This is a genomic window from uncultured Succinivibrio sp. (assembly GCF_902756765.1).
Taxonomy (GTDB): Bacteria; Pseudomonadota; Gammaproteobacteria; order Enterobacterales; family Succinivibrionaceae; genus Succinivibrio.
The window spans coordinates 43,785-64,002 of the sequence record NZ_CACVSS010000004.1 but is presented as its reverse complement, the minus strand read 5'-3'; the positions used below and the strand labels follow the sequence as shown (position 1 = coordinate 64,002).

20 protein-coding genes are annotated in these 20,218 nt (G+C 39.6%); 7 read left to right on the top strand and 13 right to left on the bottom strand.

All coding sequences use genetic code 11. From position 1 onward, the window contains the following. The first annotated feature begins 42 nt into the window (after window positions 1-42). The 5 genes from truB (at window position 43) to QZU45_RS01265 (ending at window position 4,788) form a co-directional block, all read left to right on the top strand. A complete protein-coding gene (gene truB, locus QZU45_RS01285) occupies window positions 43-1,041 on the top strand; it encodes a tRNA pseudouridine(55) synthase TruB (protein ID WP_295350643.1) in 999 nt (332 codons plus the stop codon). A 116-nt stretch (window positions 1,042-1,157) separates the two neighbouring features. Continuing rightward, entirely contained in the window at window positions 1,158-2,192 is a 1,035-nt protein-coding gene (lpxK, locus tag QZU45_RS01280; protein ID WP_295350640.1) for a tetraacyldisaccharide 4'-kinase, read from the top strand. Between the two features lie 25 nt (window positions 2,193-2,217). Further along, window positions 2,218-2,976 carry a 3-deoxy-manno-octulosonate cytidylyltransferase gene (kdsB, locus tag QZU45_RS01275; RefSeq protein WP_074840739.1) on the top strand — a complete coding sequence of 253 codons (759 nt, stop codon included), beginning with the start codon at window positions 2,218-2,220 and terminating at the stop codon, window positions 2,974-2,976. 63 nt (window positions 2,977-3,039) lie between these two features. Next, entirely contained in the window at window positions 3,040-3,450 is a 411-nt protein-coding gene (locus QZU45_RS01270; protein ID WP_295350636.1) for a peptide deformylase, read from the top strand. 138 nt (window positions 3,451-3,588) lie between these two features. After that, the gene (locus QZU45_RS01265) at window positions 3,589-4,788 is read left to right on the top strand and encodes a uracil-xanthine permease family protein (RefSeq protein ID WP_295350632.1); all 1,200 of its coding nucleotides are present in this window, start codon (window positions 3,589-3,591) and stop codon (window positions 4,786-4,788) included. Window positions 4,789-4,877: 89 nt separating this feature from the next. Here QZU45_RS01265 and rbr read toward each other — a convergent pair whose 3' ends face one another. From rbr to QZU45_RS01205, 12 genes are all read right to left on the bottom strand, one after another. Beyond that, the gene (gene rbr, locus QZU45_RS01260) at window positions 4,878-5,525 is read right to left on the bottom strand and encodes a rubrerythrin (RefSeq protein ID WP_295350629.1); all 648 of its coding nucleotides are present in this window, start codon (window positions 5,523-5,525) and stop codon (window positions 4,878-4,880) included. A gap of 130 nt (window positions 5,526-5,655) precedes the next feature. After that, on the bottom strand, window positions 5,656-6,051 hold the full coding sequence (locus QZU45_RS01255) for a Fur family transcriptional regulator (protein ID WP_295350626.1): 396 nt from the start codon (window positions 6,049-6,051) through the stop codon (window positions 5,656-5,658). Between the two features lie 209 nt (window positions 6,052-6,260). Continuing rightward, window positions 6,261-7,460 carry an MFS transporter gene (locus tag QZU45_RS01250; RefSeq protein WP_295350624.1) on the bottom strand — a complete coding sequence of 400 codons (1,200 nt, stop codon included), beginning with the start codon at window positions 7,458-7,460 and terminating at the stop codon, window positions 6,261-6,263. A 9-nt stretch (window positions 7,461-7,469) separates the two neighbouring features. Continuing rightward, window positions 7,470-8,702: an MFS transporter gene (locus QZU45_RS01245; protein WP_295350622.1), complete on the bottom strand. Its 1,233-nt coding sequence runs from the start codon at window positions 8,700-8,702 to the stop codon at window positions 7,470-7,472. Window positions 8,703-8,835: 133 nt separating this feature from the next. Next, on the bottom strand, window positions 8,836-10,320 hold the full coding sequence (gene panF / locus QZU45_RS01240) for a sodium/pantothenate symporter (RefSeq protein ID WP_295350619.1): 1,485 nt from the start codon (window positions 10,318-10,320) through the stop codon (window positions 8,836-8,838). Next, complete coding sequence (locus QZU45_RS01235) at window positions 10,317-10,577, bottom strand: YhdT family protein (protein ID WP_295350617.1); 261 nt, start codon at window positions 10,575-10,577, stop codon at window positions 10,317-10,319. The genes panF and QZU45_RS01235 overlap by 4 nt, the downstream gene beginning before the upstream one ends. A gap of 129 nt (window positions 10,578-10,706) precedes the next feature. Then, window positions 10,707-11,615 carry a UTP--glucose-1-phosphate uridylyltransferase GalU gene (galU, locus tag QZU45_RS01230; protein WP_295350615.1) on the bottom strand — a complete coding sequence of 303 codons (909 nt, stop codon included), beginning with the start codon at window positions 11,613-11,615 and terminating at the stop codon, window positions 10,707-10,709. An 18-nt stretch (window positions 11,616-11,633) separates the two neighbouring features. Beyond that, entirely contained in the window at window positions 11,634-12,215 is a 582-nt protein-coding gene (locus QZU45_RS01225) for a septation protein IspZ (RefSeq protein ID WP_295000122.1), read from the bottom strand. A gap of 11 nt (window positions 12,216-12,226) precedes the next feature. Further along, window positions 12,227-13,027, bottom strand: a complete 801-nt coding sequence (locus tag QZU45_RS01220) for a hypothetical protein (RefSeq protein ID WP_295350611.1) — start codon at window positions 13,025-13,027, stop codon at window positions 12,227-12,229. Window positions 13,028-13,209: 182 nt separating this feature from the next. After that, a complete protein-coding gene (locus QZU45_RS01215; protein ID WP_295350608.1) occupies window positions 13,210-14,205 on the bottom strand; it encodes an alpha-L-glutamate ligase-like protein in 996 nt (331 codons plus the stop codon). Beyond that, on the bottom strand, window positions 14,206-15,882 hold the full coding sequence (locus tag QZU45_RS01210) for an inactive transglutaminase family protein (protein ID WP_295350605.1): 1,677 nt from the start codon (window positions 15,880-15,882) through the stop codon (window positions 14,206-14,208). Window positions 15,883-15,904: 22 nt separating this feature from the next. Further along, entirely contained in the window at window positions 15,905-17,005 is a 1,101-nt protein-coding gene (locus tag QZU45_RS01205; RefSeq protein ID WP_295000129.1) for a RimK/LysX family protein, read from the bottom strand. Window positions 17,006-17,316: 311 nt separating this feature from the next. On the opposite strand from QZU45_RS01205, the gene nrdD reads away from it, so the two are divergent. Together nrdD and QZU45_RS01195 are read left to right on the top strand one after the other, a co-directional pair. Then, complete coding sequence (gene nrdD, locus QZU45_RS01200) at window positions 17,317-17,493, top strand: anaerobic ribonucleoside-triphosphate reductase (RefSeq protein ID WP_295000131.1); 177 nt, start codon at window positions 17,317-17,319, stop codon at window positions 17,491-17,493. 114 nt (window positions 17,494-17,607) lie between these two features. Further along, window positions 17,608-18,411, top strand: a complete 804-nt coding sequence (locus QZU45_RS01195; protein ID WP_295350600.1) for a hypothetical protein — start codon at window positions 17,608-17,610, stop codon at window positions 18,409-18,411. Between the two features lie 170 nt (window positions 18,412-18,581). Here the strand turns inward: QZU45_RS01195 and QZU45_RS01190 are convergent, their stop codons facing one another. Next, the gene (locus tag QZU45_RS01190; RefSeq protein WP_295350597.1) at window positions 18,582-19,838 is read right to left on the bottom strand and encodes a sodium:proton antiporter; all 1,257 of its coding nucleotides are present in this window, start codon (window positions 19,836-19,838) and stop codon (window positions 18,582-18,584) included. Between the last annotated feature and the right edge of the window lie 380 nt (window positions 19,839-20,218).

The following is a 20,218-nucleotide window of genomic DNA, read 5'->3' as shown; positions in this document are numbered from 1 at the left end:
CCATCTTTTCTGTTTCACAAATTTTCGAGAAAAAAGTAACTTATGACCAAAGATAGAATTATCCCTGATAAATCAAGAAGAGCTCCTAAAAGAGATATTGACGGTGTATTTCTTCTGGATAAACCTACAGGAATCAGCTCTGCTTTAGCTCTAACTAAGGTAAGGGGAATCTTCAGAGCCAACAAGGCTGGTCATACTGGTTCACTTGATCCTTTAGCTTCTGGTTTACTTCCTGTCTGTCTTGGACAGGCTGCAAAGTTCTCTTCATATTTTCTTGAAGGTTCAAAAAAGTATATTGCAACCGGCAGACTTGGTATCGTAACGGATTCAGGCGATGCTGAAGGTAACGTTGTTGAGGAGCATGAGATAGGGGATGCTCTTTCTAAGCTTGATGAAGCTATTAACAGATTTGTCGGTGATATTACTCAGGTTCCTCCAATCTACTCTGCTATCAAAGTTGACGGCAGACCTTTGTATAAATATGCCAGAGCAGGTAAGAGTGTTGAGGTTCCAAGTAGAGAGGTAACTGTTTTCTACATCAAGCTTCTTGATAAAACAGAAGATTCCTTTACTATCGAGGTTTACTGTTCTAAGGGAACCTATATCAGAACTCTGGTTTCCGATATTGGAGCCGAACTTGGCTGTGGTGCACATGTAACCATGCTAAGACGTATTGAAGTGGATGGCCTTCCTAAAGGCGAAATGCATACTTTAGAAAACCTACAGCAGCTTGCTGACAAGCGAGAGGATTTTACTGATTTTAAAGAAATGGATTCTCTGCTTATTCCCATTGATGAGGCTATGAACTACCTTCCTAGAATTGATATTCCTTATGATATGGCCGTACTGCTCTGTCAGGGGCAGCGACAGGACAACCTTTCAGAATGTACCTTTACAGACTGTGATCTTGAATACAAGGATACCATTCAGATAAGAACCAATGATATGTTTATTGGTGTAGGGCATATTCAGAATGGAACCTTAATTTCAGATAGAATGATGTCAGATCCGCTGCACACCAATAAAGGCCTGTACAAATAGAAAGAAAAATCTCTGTATAAAGCAGAGTTCAAGTAACAAAAATGAGGAATGACTGTAGTATAAACTTCTTTGTTTACTTATAATAAGTTAACTTTTTTTGGTGGATAAAGAACACTATGTCATTTCTTGATAAAGTCTGGTACAAAAAATTAGGAGTATTGAATTCTCCTGTAATCCTTCCGCTTCTTCCTTTATCTGCAGCATTTTCTCTGATTAGCAGAATCAGACGTGAAAGGTATAAATCCGGTAAGAAATATTCCTTAAGAGTAAAGCCTGTTGTCATTGTTGTAGGCGGTATTTCTGTTGGCGGTACCGGTAAGACACCTCTTTGTATTTCTTTACTGCAGCGCTTAAGTGATCTTGGTTATACCGTAGGTCTGCTTTCTCGCGGCTATAAGGGTAAATCAAAAGAATACCCTCTGGTGGTAACTTCCTCATCAAATGTTTTAGAGTGCGGAGATGAGCCTCTACTTATAAAATTAAGCGTCAGAGATAAGGCAACTGTAGTTGTTGATCCTAACCGTGAAAGGGGAGCTCAGTACTTAGAAAAACTTGGTGTTGATGTAATTGTTACTGATGATGGACTTCAGCACTATGCTCTGCAGCGCGATTTTGAAATTATCGTGATCGATGCTCAGAGAATGCTTGGTAACGGCTTTTTACTGCCGGCAGGTCCTCTAAGAGAAGGTGAATGGAGACTTGATACTGCTGATATTGTTGTAACCAACGGCAATCCGGCAGAACCTAAAAGTAATTATCAGTCTATGCATCTGGTACCATCTCCAGCAGTTTCTCTTGAGTCCTTCTGTTCAAATCAGGGCTTTCATGATTATCTGCAGAAGGGAACACAGGTTGTGGCTCTGGCAGGAATCGGTAATCCCAACCGTTTTTACAATACATTAAAATCCTGCGGATATAATATTGTTTCAACCATTGATACCGGGGATCATGGAGTTGTCAGCAAGCAGACCCTTATAAATAATTCGCAGAAGTTTCCTATCGTCATGACAGCTAAAGATGCTGTAAAATATGCTGATTACAAACTTGATAACCTTTATGTGCTGAATGTGGAGGCTGTGCTTCCAGAAAAGTTCTATCAGATTGTGGCTTCAAAGCTTTATGATCTGACTACCGAAAGATTTAAAGACTGATTTTTAAATAATTAAGAGAACAAAAATGAGAGATTACGTTGTAGCAATTCCTGCCCGTTACGCCTCAACCCGTTTTCCAGGAAAGCCTCTGGTACTGGTTGGCGGTATTCCAATGATTAAAAGAGTCTGCATGCAGGCTTTAAAATCAGATGCCAAAAAGGTAGTTGCCTGTATTGATGATGAAAGAGTTGAATCCGCTCTTGCCGGTATGGACAAGGTAGAGGTTTGCATGACTTCACAGGAGTGCAGATGTGGTACCGATAGACTGGCAGAGATGGTTGAAAAGCTAAACATTGAGGATGATACCATTATTGTTAATGTTCAGGGAGATGAGCCTTTAATTAACCCTGAGCATATCCGTCAGGTTGCAGATCTGCTTGAAAAGAGCAATGCAGATATGTCTACTCTGTGCTTTAAGATTGATAATGTTAAGGACGTTTTCGATCCTAACTGTGTTAAGGTTGTCTTTGATAAGAACAACATGGCCATGTACTTCAGCCGTGCTCCTATTCCTTATGAAAGAGAAAACTTCAGAAACAAGGATATTTCATCCCTGGAGTTTGAGCATTACCATCATATCGGTATTTATGCCTACAGAGCTAAGACTGTTCTGAACTACTCAAAGATGCCTCAGGTTACTTTAGAGAAGTGTGAATCATTAGAACAGCTGAGATTACTTCAGAACGGAATGTCAATTGTTGTTGGTGTGACCGATAATCCTCCCGAGACCGGTGTTGATACACCTGAGGATTTAGAGAGAATCAACAGCATTCTCAAAAATTAGATAAGAACGATAATATGCAGAGCTAGGCCTCTGCATTTTTTTAATAAAATTTGAGAGAAGCATATGATTCGAGAAATTGTTAAAGATGAGCTTTTTTTAGCTATAAAATCTGAAGAAGCCACTAAGAAAGACTATCAGATTGCAATTGATCTTGTGGATACTCTAAGAGCACATGCTGATGAATGCGTGGGTATGGCAGCCAACATGATTGGTTTTAGCAAGAACATTATTATAGTTAACGTACATGAGGATTATGTGATTATGTACAATCCTGTAATTCTCAGCAAAGAAGGCGAATACGAAACCGAGGAAGGATGTCTTTCTCTGGTAGGAAGCCGAAAATGTACCCGCTACAAAAAGATCGAGGTAGAGTATTCTGATATTAACTGGAAGAAAAAGGTTAAGAAATTCTCTGGCTTTACCGCTCAGATTGTTCAGCATGAAGTTGACCACCTGCAAGGTGTAATTATTTAGTTTTTTCAGGTGTAGGATTCCATTGTCAGAATCAGATTGTTCAAAATTTTGTTGTTAGAAAATTTTTCTTCAAAAGTAATGTGATTTCTGACATAATATGCAAAAAATTTTCATTTCACTAACAGAGAAAACTCAATTATGGATGAGATACAACTCTCTGCGGCCAAAAAAACAGTGATTGGAATTCAATTTCTGTTTGTTGCATTTGGCTCGACAGTTTTAGTCCCACTTCTTGTAGGACTTGATCCCGCAACGGCGCTGTTTACAGCTGGAATAGGTACCTTACTCTTTCACTTGGTGACTGGTGGTAAGGTACCTATTTTTTTAGGCTCAAGCTTTGCCTTTATTGCTCCTATCATTGCCGCCACCAAAGAGTGGGGAATGCCAGGAACCATTGCCGGCATATCAGCTGTAGCCTGTGTTTACTTTTCCATTTCCTTCTTAATAAAGTGGCAGGGTAAGCGAGTCCTTTCCAGAATTTTCCCTCCTGTTGTAATTGGTCCTATCATTATTCTTATCGGTTTATCCTTAAGTGGAGCTGGTGTTGATATGGCCAAGACCAACTGGACATTGGCTATAATCTCACTTGCAACTGCGATTGTGGTTCTGACATACTGTCGCGGTTTGCTGCAGCTGTTCCCTGTTATCTGCGGAATTATTGTGGGTTATGCCTGTGCTGTGTATATGGGAGTAGTTGATTTTACAGCTGTAAAAGAGGCTCCATGGTTTGCACTTCCAGGAAGTATCTCTAATTTCCATCTTCCAGAGTTCGCCTGGGAACCTTTTGTGTTCATGATCCCGGTAGCTATCGCACCTGTGATTGAGCATATCGGTGATGTCTATGTAATCAGTGCGGTTGCAAAAAAGGACTTTATTTCAGATCCTGGTCTGCACCGTACTATGTTCGGTGATGGTTTAGCCTGTCTTGTAGCTTCATTCCTTGGTGGGCCTCCAGTTACCACTTATTCAGAAGTTACCGGTGCAATTCAGATCACAAAGGTAAGTCATCCTCAGGTAATCCGTATTGCCGCTGTTACTGCTCTGGTATTCTCTGTATTTGGTAAGCTTTCAGCTCTGCTGCAGAGTATTCCTCCTGCAGTTTTAGGCGGAATTATGCTGCTTCTTTTCGGAAGTATTGCTTCTGTTGGTATTCAGAGCATGGTTCAGAAGAGTGTAGATATGAATAAGACCCGTAATCTGATTATTGTCAGTGTTACCCTGACTATGGGTATTGGTGGTGCAGCATTAGGTTATGGCTCCTTTATGTTTACCGGAATCGGTTTATCATCAATCGTTGCTGTAGTTCTGAATCTGGTACTGCCAAGAGGCAGAAAGTAGGATTTCTCAAAAGCTGCAAGAATGAATACACAAAAGGGAGCTTAAATTGCTCCCTTTGTCTTAATGGAAATATATTAACTGTTTTCTGATTAGAAGTTATCCATGTGAACTTCAAAGTAGCTCTGAGGATGGTTACATACAGGGCATAACTCTGGAGCCTTGGTACCGACTACAATATGACCGCAGTTACGGCATTCCCATACAGTAACACCAGATTTCTCGAATACTTCCTTAGCCTTAACATTCTCTAAAAGCTTACGATATCTTTCCTCATGACGCTTTTCGATAGCAGCAACGCCACGGAATTTTTCAGCAAGCTCTTTAAATCCTTCAGCTTCAGCATCTTTTGCCATCTGATCGTACATATCAGTCCACTCGTAGTTTTCACCCTCTGCAGCAGCCAGAAGATTCTCTTCGGTTGAACCGATTCCGCCTAACTCCTTGAACCACATTTTTGCGTGTTCTTTCTCGTTATCAGCGGTCTTTAAGAATAATTCTGCAATCTGCTCGTAACCTGCTTTTTTGGCAACAGATGCAAAGTAGGTGTATTTATTGCGAGCCTGAGATTCACCGGCAAAAGCAGCCTGAAGATTCTTTTCTGTCTTTGTTCCCTGATATTTGTTTTTCTTTGCCGCATTCTGATCTACAAAAACATTCTTTGCATGGCAGATTGGGCACTCTTCAGGGGCTTCAGGGCCATCATATACATAGCCGCATTTAGTGCAAACAAATGACATAGTATTCTCCTTAGTTAAAGAATAAGTTAAGCATGTGTTATGGAGTTATCTGTTTATCTGTATTTACACTCCAAAATAATAAATACAGTAAAGTTATCTATTTAGTAATTATTATTTTCAGAAAAGCTAGTTAAGCATCAGTCTTGTTTTTACAAAGCTCACAGGTACCTTCAAGAAAGACATTACACTTATCTATTACATTATTAGTCTGACCGGCAAAAACTTTTGTGATTTTAGAATAATCTTCAATAAAAATATCGCTGACCTGCTTGCATTTTTTGCAGTAAAAATGAGCGTGAGGCTGTGGATTAGGATCAAAGTGAGTAATTCCGTCACCAACTTCAATGGCCTGAATTTCACCGATCTCGTTTAAGAACATTAGATTACGGTAAACAGTACCTAAAGACATCTTTGGGTATTCTTCTTTAATCTCGTTATAAAGTTTTTCTGCGGTAGGATGGTCGATTCGACCACATAGATATTCTCTAATTACGTTACGCTGTTTACTGTTTCTTCGCTGTAGCATAAAGGGTGAATCCTAACTGTAAAATTTTCATGTTCAGTCTTTATTAGTATAAAGACATATTTATGATTTAAAAGTAACAAAAAGTAATTTTGTTAAGTCGGTATTGTAAAAAATAATAAACATTACTGTAGGTTATTTAAAAAAATATCTTTATATACAATATGTTTATAATCTTTATTTCTTAATAGTAATAACTTTTATTAAGAAAATCAAGACGATTTTTTATCATTTTTTCTTATGCGGTTTACCATAAATAAATAAGAAAAAATGGTAAATAATAGTGCAGAGGCGAAGGCAAAAACAGTTCTCTCACCAAAGTACATGATAATGCAGGTACTTAGGACAGGACCTAGTATATTGCCACACTGTGAGGCACTGTAAAGTACTGAGAAAGCTTTGGTCTGATTCTGATGGTTGATATGTTTTGCTGTAATTGAGTTTGCAGCAGGTATAGTTGCGCAGATACATAAACCAAATACAAACTGAATAATGCAAAATAGCAGAATACTGGTCATCTGATACTGCAGCATGTAAGCAACAGAGGCTCCCAGAGTACTTAGCATCAGCACCTTAAAAAAGCCCTTTTCTGATCCGAATCTTGACCAAAGAGGTGAAGCCAGCACTCCGGCAATACCGCTTAGGGAGAATATTATTCCGGATAATGCAAGTGGTTCACCAAAGGTAGTCATGCGATCTACATAGTCAGCAAGCATAGGAACTACCATCATGATTACTGCTGAATTAACTACAATACAGCAGCATAGAGAAACTATAATAGGATCTTTGAGTATATCTGACAGGGGCAGGATTTCATCTGCGCTGCTCTGATGTGAGGGTGCTGAAGGCTCCTTTAGCAGCATGATATTGATAAGACAGATCAGGGCTATAAGAATAAAGATACACTGATAACTTTCTCTGACTCCAAAGAATTCCGCCATCATACCACCTGCTGCAGGACCGATGATAGTACCCAGCAGATTGATACTCTGAACATAACCTATTCGTAACTGAGTCTTTTTATGATCTGCAGATAATGAACTTGTAAAAGCCATGATAGCAGGCATCATGCCGCAGGCAAAGCCCTGTACGGCTCGAGCAATGCACAGCATCAGTGGGGAGGTTGCAAGATAGGCGCAGAGATATGAGATAAACAGAATGAAAGATACTCTAATTAGCATCTTCTTTCTGCCAAACTTGTCTGCAAAGTGCCCCCAGACCGGTGAGATAAAAATATTAACCACAAAGGTTACTGAATAGCATAAGGTGGTGTATAAAGCCAGATCATTGGCTTGGGCTCCTAAATCCTGTTTAAGATAGACCGGCAGAAAGGGCAGTACAAAAGTATTAGATGCACTTATGACAAACACATTTGCATATAAAAGGATTAGGACAAACAAAGTGTTATTCATAAATATCACCTAATCCTGGCTTGTTTTGAGATCAGTAACCTTTACCTGGTTTGCCGCTTTCTTGAAGGACTCTGGTGCAAAGAACAGTATATAGATACCCATGCACAGCATCAGTAATCCGGAGAATACATAGACATAGCTGTAGGAGGCAAGGGTAACAATCAGTCCTCCGATAATTGGCCCTAATGCACCGCCAAGCATCTGAGCAGAAGTCATAAGACCAAAACCTATACCTCTTGAGTTTCCTGGTGTAATCAGAACCAGAATTGAATTGGCTGAAGGGAATATTCCAGAGAAACCCAGACCGCAGATGAACTGAATTGCGCCAAAGATAATCAGGTTATCCGGAATTCCCTGCATGGTCAGCATGAAGCCTGCGAAAATGAAGGCTACGGTTATAGTTTTCGCAAACCCTTTTTTCTGTCCGATTTTACCCCATAAAGGAGAGGCAATAGCGCCTGCAAGTCCACCTGAGGAAAGAATAAGACCTGATAAGAGTACTGCATTTTCAGCATTTTCGGACATACTCTGAACGTATAGCGCCATAATCGGCTGTATTTCCATTATGGCAAAATTGGTTAGACCTACACATAAAAGCAGAATAAGAATGTTTATATTCTTAAGACAGTCCATAGTGGATACACTCTTATTGTCGGTTTTCTTAATATCCTTCTCTGCAGGTGGCTCCTTTAAGATAAAGATACTCAGTACACAGATGGTGAAAAGAGCTGTAGATCCTATGAAAAAAGAATTTCTCATACCAAAGGAGGTTGCAAGAATACCACCGAATAAAGGACCTAAAATACCTCCGCAGATATTGGCGCTCTGCATAAGTCCCATGCTCAATCCAAGTTTGTTTTTAGGAGCATAGGCGGAAATCATAACCAGACAGGCAGGCCAGAGACCGGCAGCAATACCCTGAAAGGCTCTAACCAGAAACAGTTCAAAAGGATTGGTGACAATGCCACCCAGAAAATAGGTTATGGAGAGCAGAATACTTGATCTGATAATCATTGGCTTTTTGCCCATCTTATCAGACAGCTTACCCCAGATAGGAGACATGAAAGCACTTACAGCGAAGGTAATAGAAAAGGTGAAGCCTGACCACATGGCTATCTCGTCACTGGTAGCCTTCAGTTCATTCTGCATGTACAGAGGAAGAAATGGTATCAGCATGGTGTAACTTGAACTCATCATCAAAGCAAAAGTTACCATTAAAGCTAATACTACTTTCCAGTTCATCATAAATCCTAACTTATTAAGTGATTCTTTTGTTTCTTTTTACTGCAGTTATGCCTGCACAACCATCCAGATCTCAACAGTTTAGCTTTGAGATTTTAAATACGTAATTATTCTCGCAATTGCGTTTCTACAGCTATATCCTGTGAGGGAAGAATATCTTCAGCCGTTCCTTTGCCGTATCTGGGAAGATATAGCTTCCGATAATGCTGAAAATCAGACCGCAGGCGGTTCCAATCACAATATTGTGGAAGGCCATGAATTTAAAACCGGTTGCCATACAAAGTGTATATACCCCCAGTCCAAAGATTATTCCCAAAAGTGCTCCGCCGGCATTCATTTTCTTCCAGAACAGGCCCAAAACCAGTGGCCAGAGGAAAGCGGATTCAAGTCCACCAAATGCAAACAGGTTAACCCACACTACAATATCCTGTGGATACATAGCTAATAGGATAGCAATAAATCCTATAAAGGAAGTAATAAAAATTGTCACAAACTTACTGTTTGCACTGAATTTATCCTTTTTGTCCTCTTTTTTATCATGCAGCTGAGAATAGATATCAGAAACAACTGCAGATGATGCTGAAATCAGCAGCGAACTTACAGTACTCATGGTAGCGGCAAGAGGTCCGATGATGGTAATTCCCGCTAAAATAGGATGCATATGGGTTGCAATCAGAATAGGAATAACCGCGTCAGTTCCATTTTCTGGCAGCTCAAGAATTACACCACGGGATAAAACACCTAAAAGAGTCATTCCGATCATTAGAGCTCCACAGACAACAGTTGCCACAAACATTGCCATGTGAAGATCAGAGGTTGATTTGTAGGATAGTGCTCTTACAGCAGACTGAGGCAGGGCAACTGTATAAAAACCAACCAGAAGCCAGGCAGAGAACAATAGAGAATAAGGCAGGGCACCATTGGCGGTAACCTTAAGATTGGCAGATATTCCATCCTCTCCAACATTGGTGTGACGAATTACCTCCATGATATTAGAAAGACCGCCACCGTCTTTAATAATTACATATCCTAAAGTAATCATTCCGGTAATCATCAGAAAGGCACACAGCGTATCAGTCAGTACTACAGCCTTAAAGCCTGATGAGGTATAGATTACAGTAACAGAGGCAAAGAGCAGAAGTCCCAGCTTATAATCAAGTCCTGTAATCGCGGTAAAGATCTGGGCCCCACCTATAAACTGACCAACCACCATAGCGGTAAAAAAGATCAAAAGCACTATAGAGAGCAGCAGTGTCAGAGATTTGTTGGCATAACGATAATGAATAACATCAATTATGGTATAGGCTTCAATTTTTCTACCGATAATAGCCAGTCGTTTGCCGATAAGACCTAAAAGCAGAAAGCCAGTGATAATCTGTGGTGCAGCAAATACTACCCAGCCAAAACCAAGATTCCAGGCCACACCAGGTCCGGAGATAAAAGAGCTTACTGAACCGTAAGTTGCAACCAGCGTCATGGCCAGTACAATACCACCTAAAGAACGGTTGGCTATAAAGTATTCTTTTTTGAAATTCTCGGCTTTATTCAGATCTTTTTTTGCATATAAGCCAATCAGAATCAGCAGAGCCAGAAAAACGAGAACTGGAACTAAAGTCATTTGTTATCATCCAAATCAAAGTCTTTCATAAAATATTTAATCAGTACAGCAACCCCAATAACAGACAGCAGATAGCCGCCGATGCAGGAAACCACAAACCACAGAGGCATCTGCCAGATAAAGGCTTGAGTATTCTGCAGAATAAAGATTGCTCCCCAGAAAAATACGAAGATCACCAGAGATAGAATCAGCGTATAAAGCGCCTCTTTATCCATCTGTACAAATTTTTTTGCATACTGATTGTGTTTACTGTTCATAGCAACTCTGCCTATGTTTAATCTGCTGTTTTCAGAAACCAAATAACCTGCAGCCTGAAAAAATGGCTTACTAATAAAGAAAAAAGCAGCTAATTCATGTTTAGCTGCTTTTTGCAGGGAAAACAGAATTTATTTAACCAGTTTCTTTACATAATCCTTCAGAGTAGCTCCGAAATCAGGATTTCTTAAGGCATATTCAATGAAGGTTTCCACATAGCCAAGCTTATTTCCGCAGTCATGTGACTTACCTACGATATTGTATGCCTCGATATCCATCATATGCATCAGAAGTTCAATGGTATCGGTAAGCTGGAACTCACCACCTGCACCTATAGGAGTCTTTTTGAATAAAGACCAGATTTCAGCAGGAAGCACATAACGTCCAACTACAGCAAGATCGGATGGAGCTTCATCTAGCTTTGGCTTTTCAACCATCTGTTTAATCTTGCAGGACTCACCTGGTTTTAGAATCTTGCCTTCAATATCCACAATACCATAGCTGGATACACTTTCCTGTGGAACCTTTTCAACCATGATCTGAGGTGCGCCGGTTGATTCAAAGCGTCTTACCATTGCTGACAGATTGTCTTTCTTCAGATCAGATGCCTTATCATCAACAATAACATCAGGAAGAATTACAGCAAAAGGATTTTTACCCACAATAGGGAAGGCACAGGAAATCGCGTGTGCCAGACCTTTTGACTCACCCTGACGAACATTCAGAATAGATACATCTGAAGGAATAATATTCTGAATCTCAGATAAAAGCTGTCTTTTAACACGCTTTTCCAGAGTAGCCTCAAGCTCGAATGAGGTATCAAAATGGTTTTCAATGGCATTTTTAGAAGCGTGAGTAACCAGAACAATATTTTTGATTTTAGCCTCAATGGCTTCATTAACCACATACTGAATCAGAGGCTTGTCCACCAGAGGAATCATCTCCTTTGGAATAGCCTTGGTTGCTGGTAGTAATCTTGTTCCCAGTCCAGCAACAGGAATTACCGCATATTTAATGTTTCCATAATTTTGATCTGGCATTGTCTTACTCCATATATTTTATTTTTCAAGATTTTTCATTATTTCCGGGTATTTTTTTAGTAGTACAAAACCGCAGATTAAAGCGAAAACACCATTTAATATGGCATTGCCAAAGGTTTTGTAGTCAACCCAGATTGCTTCAGCTTCTGTTTCGGTTACCCCGATTAGAGCTGGAAGATAGAATGCAATGACTATATTTAAAAGTCCTGCAAGTACAAAGAACACCATCCACCACAGGCTTAGGGTGTTATAGGCCTCTTCTGGCAGAGGCAGTTCCTTTTCAAAAAGAAAGGCAAAAGGATTCTTTTTGAGAATAAACTGAAATACAAAAATAGTTGCCGCAAATAAGAAATTAACCACAGTAACCTTCCATTTGATAATGGCAGGATCATTTAATAGAACTGTTGGCAATCCGAAAATAAGAATTGCTGCAACCAGAAAAATCTGCATTCTGGAAAGCTGTTTTGTCATGAAGTATTCAATTGCAGTAGTAACCAAACAGGCTCCTACAATTACAGCTGTAGCCAGTATCAGATTTGAAGTCATCTTATAGGTTACAAACCATAAAATGACAGGTAAAAACTGTAGAACTTTTAACATGTTATTCCTAATTACTGCGTCGTATCCCCATTGCTCTCTTCAGTATTCTGTGCAGGAGCTGCTCCTGTGTCTGTAACTGCTTCAGAAGGAGGAGTACTGGTTTCATTTTGAGTAGAGGCTATTTTATCACCAGATTCGTCGGTTGTGTCATTCTCTGTGGTATTAAGTTCCTGCTCAAGCTGCTCTCTGGTCAGAAGATCGTTGATCTTAAGAGCAGGTGGTTCCATTCTTGAGTAGAAAATACCCTTGTTGTCAGCCTTATGAATCTTTATCTGCTCATCAAGAAATCTTATTTCATCTCCAAAGGACAAATCATAACTTAAGGTTGGTTTTGATATAGAGGTACAGTCATTGACTGCAAATTTTAAAGTATTGCCTTCACGTCCGAAATAAACCAGAGATGGGGCACATAAACCTTCTGTGGTATGACTTTTCTTGGTTACCACATAGCTGATGCTGTCATCTACCGCACAGGAATTAACCTTCAGTGCAGATTTTACACACAGTGTCTTAGGTGTCTTCTTTTTAATCACCAGATAGTCAATAGGATCACAGACAGGACAGCTTTTTACCTTAACGCCGCTGCCGTTATCTGTTGAAAAGAGAACTTCCTCTTCATCAATGCTTACGGCTTTATACTCGCCCTGAGGAATGGTAATAGCATTTGATACAGTATCAAAGGGGATAATCAGATAATGATTGGTACAGGTTTCATCTGCAATTTTCAGAGATGAGCCTACTGCAGCAAATGCGGTTTCATTTGTTTTAGGTCTGTAGGAGAGAGAGCAGACACTGATTTCAGAGGCCTGCACAGGTTCACTACAGCAAAAGACTAAAGGGATAAGTAATAATGACACTATTTTCATACAGTTACAGTATAGCAAACTTACCAGAAACAAAAATGTATGAAGGGTTAAAGATTAGAAATAATTTTATGATTTTTGGGCAAAATCATAAAAAAGCCACGGACTTTTTGCTGACCGTGGCTTTAATGTTATTCCTTGAAAACACCAAAGTGTTCCATTGAAAAGGCGACTCTCTCCTTGATGGAAAGTCGATGTTTCTTGGTGATCGCCTCTATCAGTCGTAATCTTGGAAGAAGCCCTGCATTATTGCAGATCTGAATTGCAAGTCCAGGACGGGCATTCAGCTCAAGCAGCATTGGACCTCTGTCTCTATCAAGTACAATATCGGTTCCGATATATCCCAGACCTGACATGTCATAACAGGATGAGGCCAGTTCTAATACCTCATGCCAGTGAGGTACCTTAAGTAAACTCAGATCCTTGTCTGTATCAGGGTGTATAGTCACCGGCTCATTAAACTGTACTGCACGTACAGCTCGACCGGTTCTAAGACAGATACCTACACCCACAGCTCCCTGATGCAGATTTGCCTTGCCGTCAGATGCGGCAGTAGACAGTCTCATCATACTCATGATAGGGAAGCCCTGAAATACAATCACACGGGTATCAGGAACACCATCATAGCTGTAGCCTGAGAAGACATTATCGAAATGGATAAGATCTTCAATCAGGGCAATATCCTGTTTACCACCTAAAGAGAAAAGACCTGCCAGAATATTGGTGATATGTCTTTTCAGTTCATGAGTAGGTATTTCCTGACCTGAAGCCTTGATAAAGTTTCCGCTGGTCTTTGATCTGTCCTTGATTACCAGAATTCCCTTACCACCAGAGCCGTGAGCAGGCTTGATGCAGAATTCTGTATGTTCACCAATGATGCTGAAAATATCCTCAACCTGATGCTGATTCTCAATTGAACCAATCAGAACAGGGGTATTTACGTGGTTTTCAAGAGCAATCTTTTTGGTCAGAAGCTTGTTATCAACCAGAGGAAACAGGGAACGCTTGTTGTATCGGCCAATGTAATTAACATTACGCTGATTCATTCCCATGATACCGTCATCTCTCATTTCGAATGGAGAGGCATAACGGTTTTTAAATTCCTTTATCTTTTTAAGAAGATCCATTTACTCATGATCCTTCTTTGATTCTTCCTCTTCAACCATATGCTGAGCCTGTTTTTTCCAGGTTCTGTAGGTATTGTGAGGATCAGACTTAATCTCTTTTAACTCTTCCTTTAATCTTACAGATTCAAGTTCGGTCTCGTCACCGTTTCTGTAGTTTTTGATCTGAACAGCCAGAGGCTTGAAACGTTTCATCTCTGAAAGTCTGAAGCCGGTATAATTACCCATAATCAGAACCAGAGACAGCAGAATCAGCTGCAGACCCAGGAAATTAAAGCTTAAATGCTGGATAAAGAAGCTGCTCATGGTCAGATAGGCACAAACTGCTACAAACAGAGAACCGCCACCCTGCTTGATAACTTCCTTATAGCCTTCCTCTTCCCAGAGAATACTCATTCTCTCAATAGTCCATGACAGAATAATCATTGGGAAGAATGTAATCTTAACACCTTCGGTAAGACCAATTTTATAGGTAAAGAAGGAGATAAAGCCGATAAGTGCAATAACGGTAATAATCACCGCAGAAATTCTGGCAACTAAAAGCAGATTCAGATGCGACAGCCATGAGCGGACAATCAGACCTACACCAACAATGGAAATAAAGCCAATCAGACCAATCCATAAAGAGGTCTGAAGGAAAGACATTGCAATCAGTACTGGCATGAAAGTACCGGAGGTCTTGATACCGACAATAACTCTCAGGAATACAACGATAACCACACCAATTGGCAGTAACAGCAGAGTCTTGAACAGAGACTGTTCTTCAACTGGCAGCGCCTGCAGTGAGAATGGAATCAGCTCCTCACCTGCAACCATGTCAATGTTGGCTTTTCTGTTACCGGCTTCAATTGCGCTTACGGAATTACTGATGGTGGTAAAACTTACAGAGGCATTCTTACCGCCAGCAACATCCAGGATTGAAGTACCGTTGTCAGTCCAGATAATCTGATTTTTCTTAAGACCGCTGTGTCCGCTGTTAGGATCAAAAACCTTGTACTCAGACTTGTCAAAAACTGCTACATAATTATGAAGTCTCTGATTTCTTCTGCCGTCCTTAAGCTCAAGTACGCCTACTGTTCTGGCATGAACGTGACCGATGTTCAGAATATGAACCAGAAGTTCAGGTTTCTTATATTTAGAAAGAAGCAGAGAGGTAATCTCATTATCCAGTGATAACTCGTGAATTACCTGATTTGCAAAGGAATATGGATTTGAACTTCTTGAACTTGCAGTAGAGGCAATCTCTCTCATTGCTGTTGCATAAGGTTCTGACTCAACGCTTTCCTCTAAAGCAGGAACAATCATGGAGCTTTCTGATGAATCCTCATCCACCAGAATATCAGCTGTATAGTACAGAATCTGCAGGCCCTGAGGATTTCTTTTGGTCCACTCAACAAAGGTGGTACCATCTTTTTTTACATAGTTAACACCATAGCCTAAGCTTGCTGTATTCTGCTGTAGCTGGGTAAAGCCAGGCTGAACTGCTGGCAGAGAAAGTTTTACCTCGGTAGCTTCACCAAGATTAGGCTCAAATTCAACCTTTGCCTCAACAGTCCAGATTTCTCTTGCAAGATTTGGTACAAAAGGTACGCTGAAAGTAATTCTCTGATAGGCAATCAGCAGAATACCTGCAAGAAAAAGAATAGCTGTAACAAAATAAAATAATCCGCGGGAAACCATTTTCTATCCTTGATATCTGATCTTATGAACGACTCTTTTTAGAGTTTTTTGAAAGTTCCAGGGCTGCTTTTTCCTTTTCTGTCAGCTCTTTTTTCTTTTTTACATCTTTGCTTTTGTCTTCAGTGGTCTTTTTTACCGGATCTTTTTTGATGGCAGGTTTGCTGCCGTTTTCTGTTTCAATCTTGTCTCTTACAGATGGCAGTGCTTTATCAGGATTGGTTCCAAGACTCTGTGCCTTGTCTTTTGATAGAGTAGCAATCTGACCGCCGGAATTTTCCTTCTGCAGTTCGTCATATTTCTGATTTACGTCGATACCCTTCTTTTTGTTATCTACGTAGTCATCAATTGAAAGAAGAAGCAGGCCATCCTTATCAGCACGTTTCTGCACATTATTTCTGGCAACATCAACTACAGCTATGTCTGTTAAAAGATTTCTGCCGATTAGTAGAGCAAACTGCATCTGGGTTCTGTCAATGAGGTTGAACTCAGCCTCTGTTGAATAGTCACCGATCTTGATATTTAGCTTTACTACAGAACGGTAGCTGTAGCCTTCAATTGAAGACTGTCTTAATCTGGTCTGTTTAACGTATGGAGCTTCAACACTGATGGTACGGTCGTTATGAACAATATTGAAACGCATCCATTTCTTTCCGTTTCTTTCAAACTCAACCACATCTGATGCACTGATGGAGGACTGGGAGGCACCGGTATCAATTCTGGCATCGATTGTAGCGTTTGCCTCTTTTACATAGACATACTCTTTCTGACCTAAAATCATCTTTCCATCAGGAGTCTGCAGATTATAGTTACGCAGAGGTTTAATCATTTTTCCTCCAAGACTTTCGCGTTCTGCAAGAATAGCATCGTAAACATACTGATTCTGTCTCTGTACTGATTTTAGTTCATCCAGAACCTGTCTTTGCAGTTTGAGATTTGAATTTTCGATCTCGGATTTTATCCCGCTCAGGGTTGCTCTCTGGGAATTCAGTTCACCATTGATACTGTCAATTGTTCCATTTAATTTGGTGAACTTATCGTTGATATCATCATCTGAAGGTGCTGCCATAGCGGACTGGCATACAAAAAAAACGGCAGTGGCTAGTAATTTTGCATTAAGACGCATTTTTATTGTCCATATTGTTCTTGGAAATTTCCAACCGTGAAATATAGCACAAATCACAGATGGCGATTAAGATTAGACCAAAATAAATAAAAATAATTTAGTTGATTTTTTCTAATTTTTTGCTTGTCTTACTGTTTGGAAATTCAAATTCTAATAATTTTGACTTAGTTCTCAGTTAGTTTATTTATTGATAATAATAATCGTTACTATTTATTGATTATCAGGATTTCTTCTAATAATATAGAAATAGAGTTAGAGAACTCTTTTAACTATATTGTTCATAATATCTTTCTATTAATAAGGTGTAGCGTATGACTCCAAATAATGTTTCCAGATTAAGACCTGATCACCGTGGCTGTGTTGGTACAGGAGTTCCATTCCAGCGTATCAGACGTGTAACAGGATATCTGGTAGGAACCTTAGACAGATTTAATGATGCCAAAAGGGCAGAGGAGTCTCAGCGAGTAAAACATCTGCATGTAGCCTAGCTGTATTTATTTTGTATCAGACAGCACAAAATCAGGTCCTTGGAATTTTTTTGTTTTTAATCTGGCATCATCCGTCATATAATTAAACTCCCATTAAATATAAGGACCTTTTTCATGAAAAAATTATCTCTTCTTTTTATTGGTGTAGCTCTGTCCTTAAATGCTTCAGCTGCGTGGCATATTACTCCATATGGTTCTTTTTCATCTAAGGCTGATGTAAAAGGTTCATCAAACAAGGCTTCCTATTCAGTCTACGGCTTTGATGCAAAAAATGAAAACTTCGGTTTTGGCTATAAGCGTACTTCCTACGATTTTGATCATAAAACAGGTTTTGATGATCTGAACCTTATCTATGGTTCTGCAGATTACAGCGATAGTCTTGTTGGTAATCTGGGTTATATGGTTGGAACATATCTGTCATTTGGTTTTGAGGATAAACTCAAGGTTTCAAAGAGCTATGATCTGGTACCAACAGCTGCTTTAACCTATGATTTTCAGAATGACTGGTCTGTGTTGCTAGGTGCAGGTGTATCCTTCAATAAGGCTCACAATTTCGGTTTTGGTCTGCTGGGCGTTAAATACAGAGATCCTTCTTATCTGGGCTTATCTGCTAATATTGGATATCCAAATACAATGGCTAACTACAGATTTACCGAGATGTTTGCTTTAGGCGCAGAAGTCGGTTCAATTCGTGGTGGTCATTATTATCTTGATAAAACAAAGACCTATGCCTATGAGAAAGGTTATGAGGCAAGTCTGTATGCTCTGATAACTCCTGTAAGCCAGTTCTCCATCAAGACTGGTGTCGGTTACAACATCGACAGAGAGATTAAGTTCTATGAGGACAGATCTTATGTTGGTAAGATGGAGTTTGATGACGAGGCCAACTTCTTTATCAACGGCAACATTTCCTTCTAATCAGGCTATCATCTTAATTTGACTATTCTTAAGCTACAGTCTTAAAGGCTGTAGCTATTCACTCAAAAAAGACTTTTCTAACTTCAGGAAGTCTTTTCTTTAACTTTCTTAAAGTAACTAAAATCAAATGTCTTTTAAGAATACAGAATGAGAGTTCGAACTTGTCACTGCTAATCTTTTCTAATCATTCTGTATACGCGTTTGAGAGTAAGTCCCTGTACAACTGTGGTAAAGAATACAATTGCATAGGTTGCCCCCATAATGTACTGGAAATGCTCCTCACTGACCATATCCTGTGTACTCATGGCAAGTGCAATACATAGACCGCCACGAAGACCTCCCCAGGTCATTAGCGCAGTAAAACCATTTCTTGAGAAGTGATCCGGTATTTCCTTAATAAAGAATGAGCACAGATATACACTACCGCCTCGGCCAATAAGATTACTGAAAAAGGTTGCAAGACAGATTACAACTACTGCATTCATTCTCATAATCATGAGAACTGAAAGTCCCATAATCACGTAAAGTACAGAGTTTAAAAAATGATCTATGGCTTCCCAGCAGATATCAAAACTGCTGAATGAATTCTGAACCTCTTCGCTCTGTTTTTCTCTCCAGTCTGAGAACATAATTCCGCAGACTACGCAAGCTATGGCGCCAGAGCATTTGAAATACTGACATAACAGATAGGATAGAGAAACACACAGCAGGCTGATGTAGATTCTCTGTTTAAAATCATCTTCCTTACTGAGCATGCCATAACATATAAAGCTTACGACAGCACCGATAACCATTGCTCCTGCTAGCTGATGTATAAGAACAGAGAATACTGAGGTATCAGGCGATGTGTTGGCGATGACCATCCCTGAGAAGCAGACAAAGACAGCTACACCTACACCGTCATTTAACAGAGATTCTGCTTCAATTAAGAATCCGGTTTTCTGAGGCAGTCCAAATTTATTGAGAATACTTGTGGCTGCTATAGGATCAGTTGGAGAGATGATACTTCCCAGCATCAGACATTCAGCGAATGACATCTGCAGTGAAAAGGAGTAAGTAATTGCGTAGAAAATAACACCGTAGATTACAGCTCCTAAAAAGGTTGCCACAAAGGAGTAAACACCAACAGAACGAGCCTGTTTTAGAAAATCTGAAATCTTCAGATGACAGGCGCCTGCAAAAAGCATAAAGCAAAGGGCTCCATCCATTAGGAAGGATTCAATATTGATAGGCTGAAGCTTATCCATCATTTTAACTAGCGAGGTATCCAAAAAGTACTTGTTTACCATCACATAGATTGCTCCGAGAATAGTAGCAAAAAGCATCAGGGCAATTTCATAGGAGAAATGAAAGAATTTTCGGTTAATGAAGTTAAATATGATAACCAGAAACAGCAGTGCAATTATAAGTGGGAGAAATCCTGTCATTATATATATCCTGTATCTATAACTTACTTAGATATTATAGGAGTAAGTCATATAGATAAGGTGTAAGGAAAGTACTGTTTTGAGAACCTGTCGACAAAGATACTAGATGAAAAGGTTTGTTTTGCTACTGAAAAAACAGGTTCAAGGAAGAAATTTGATGACAATCATATTTTATTCGCGAATGTTTTTTGTAAAATTTTTTGTTAAAATACACATCACTTAAAAATCAATAAGCTAAAGCGTAGTATAATCTGACCAGTCTATTTTAAAGACAGTTTTGTAAAAGGTCAGAATCGCTAGTAGTTAAGATTTTGCTCTGTGTCATGTTTTCTGCATGAAACACAGATATAAAGGATTACGTAAATAAACTGGCACTGAAT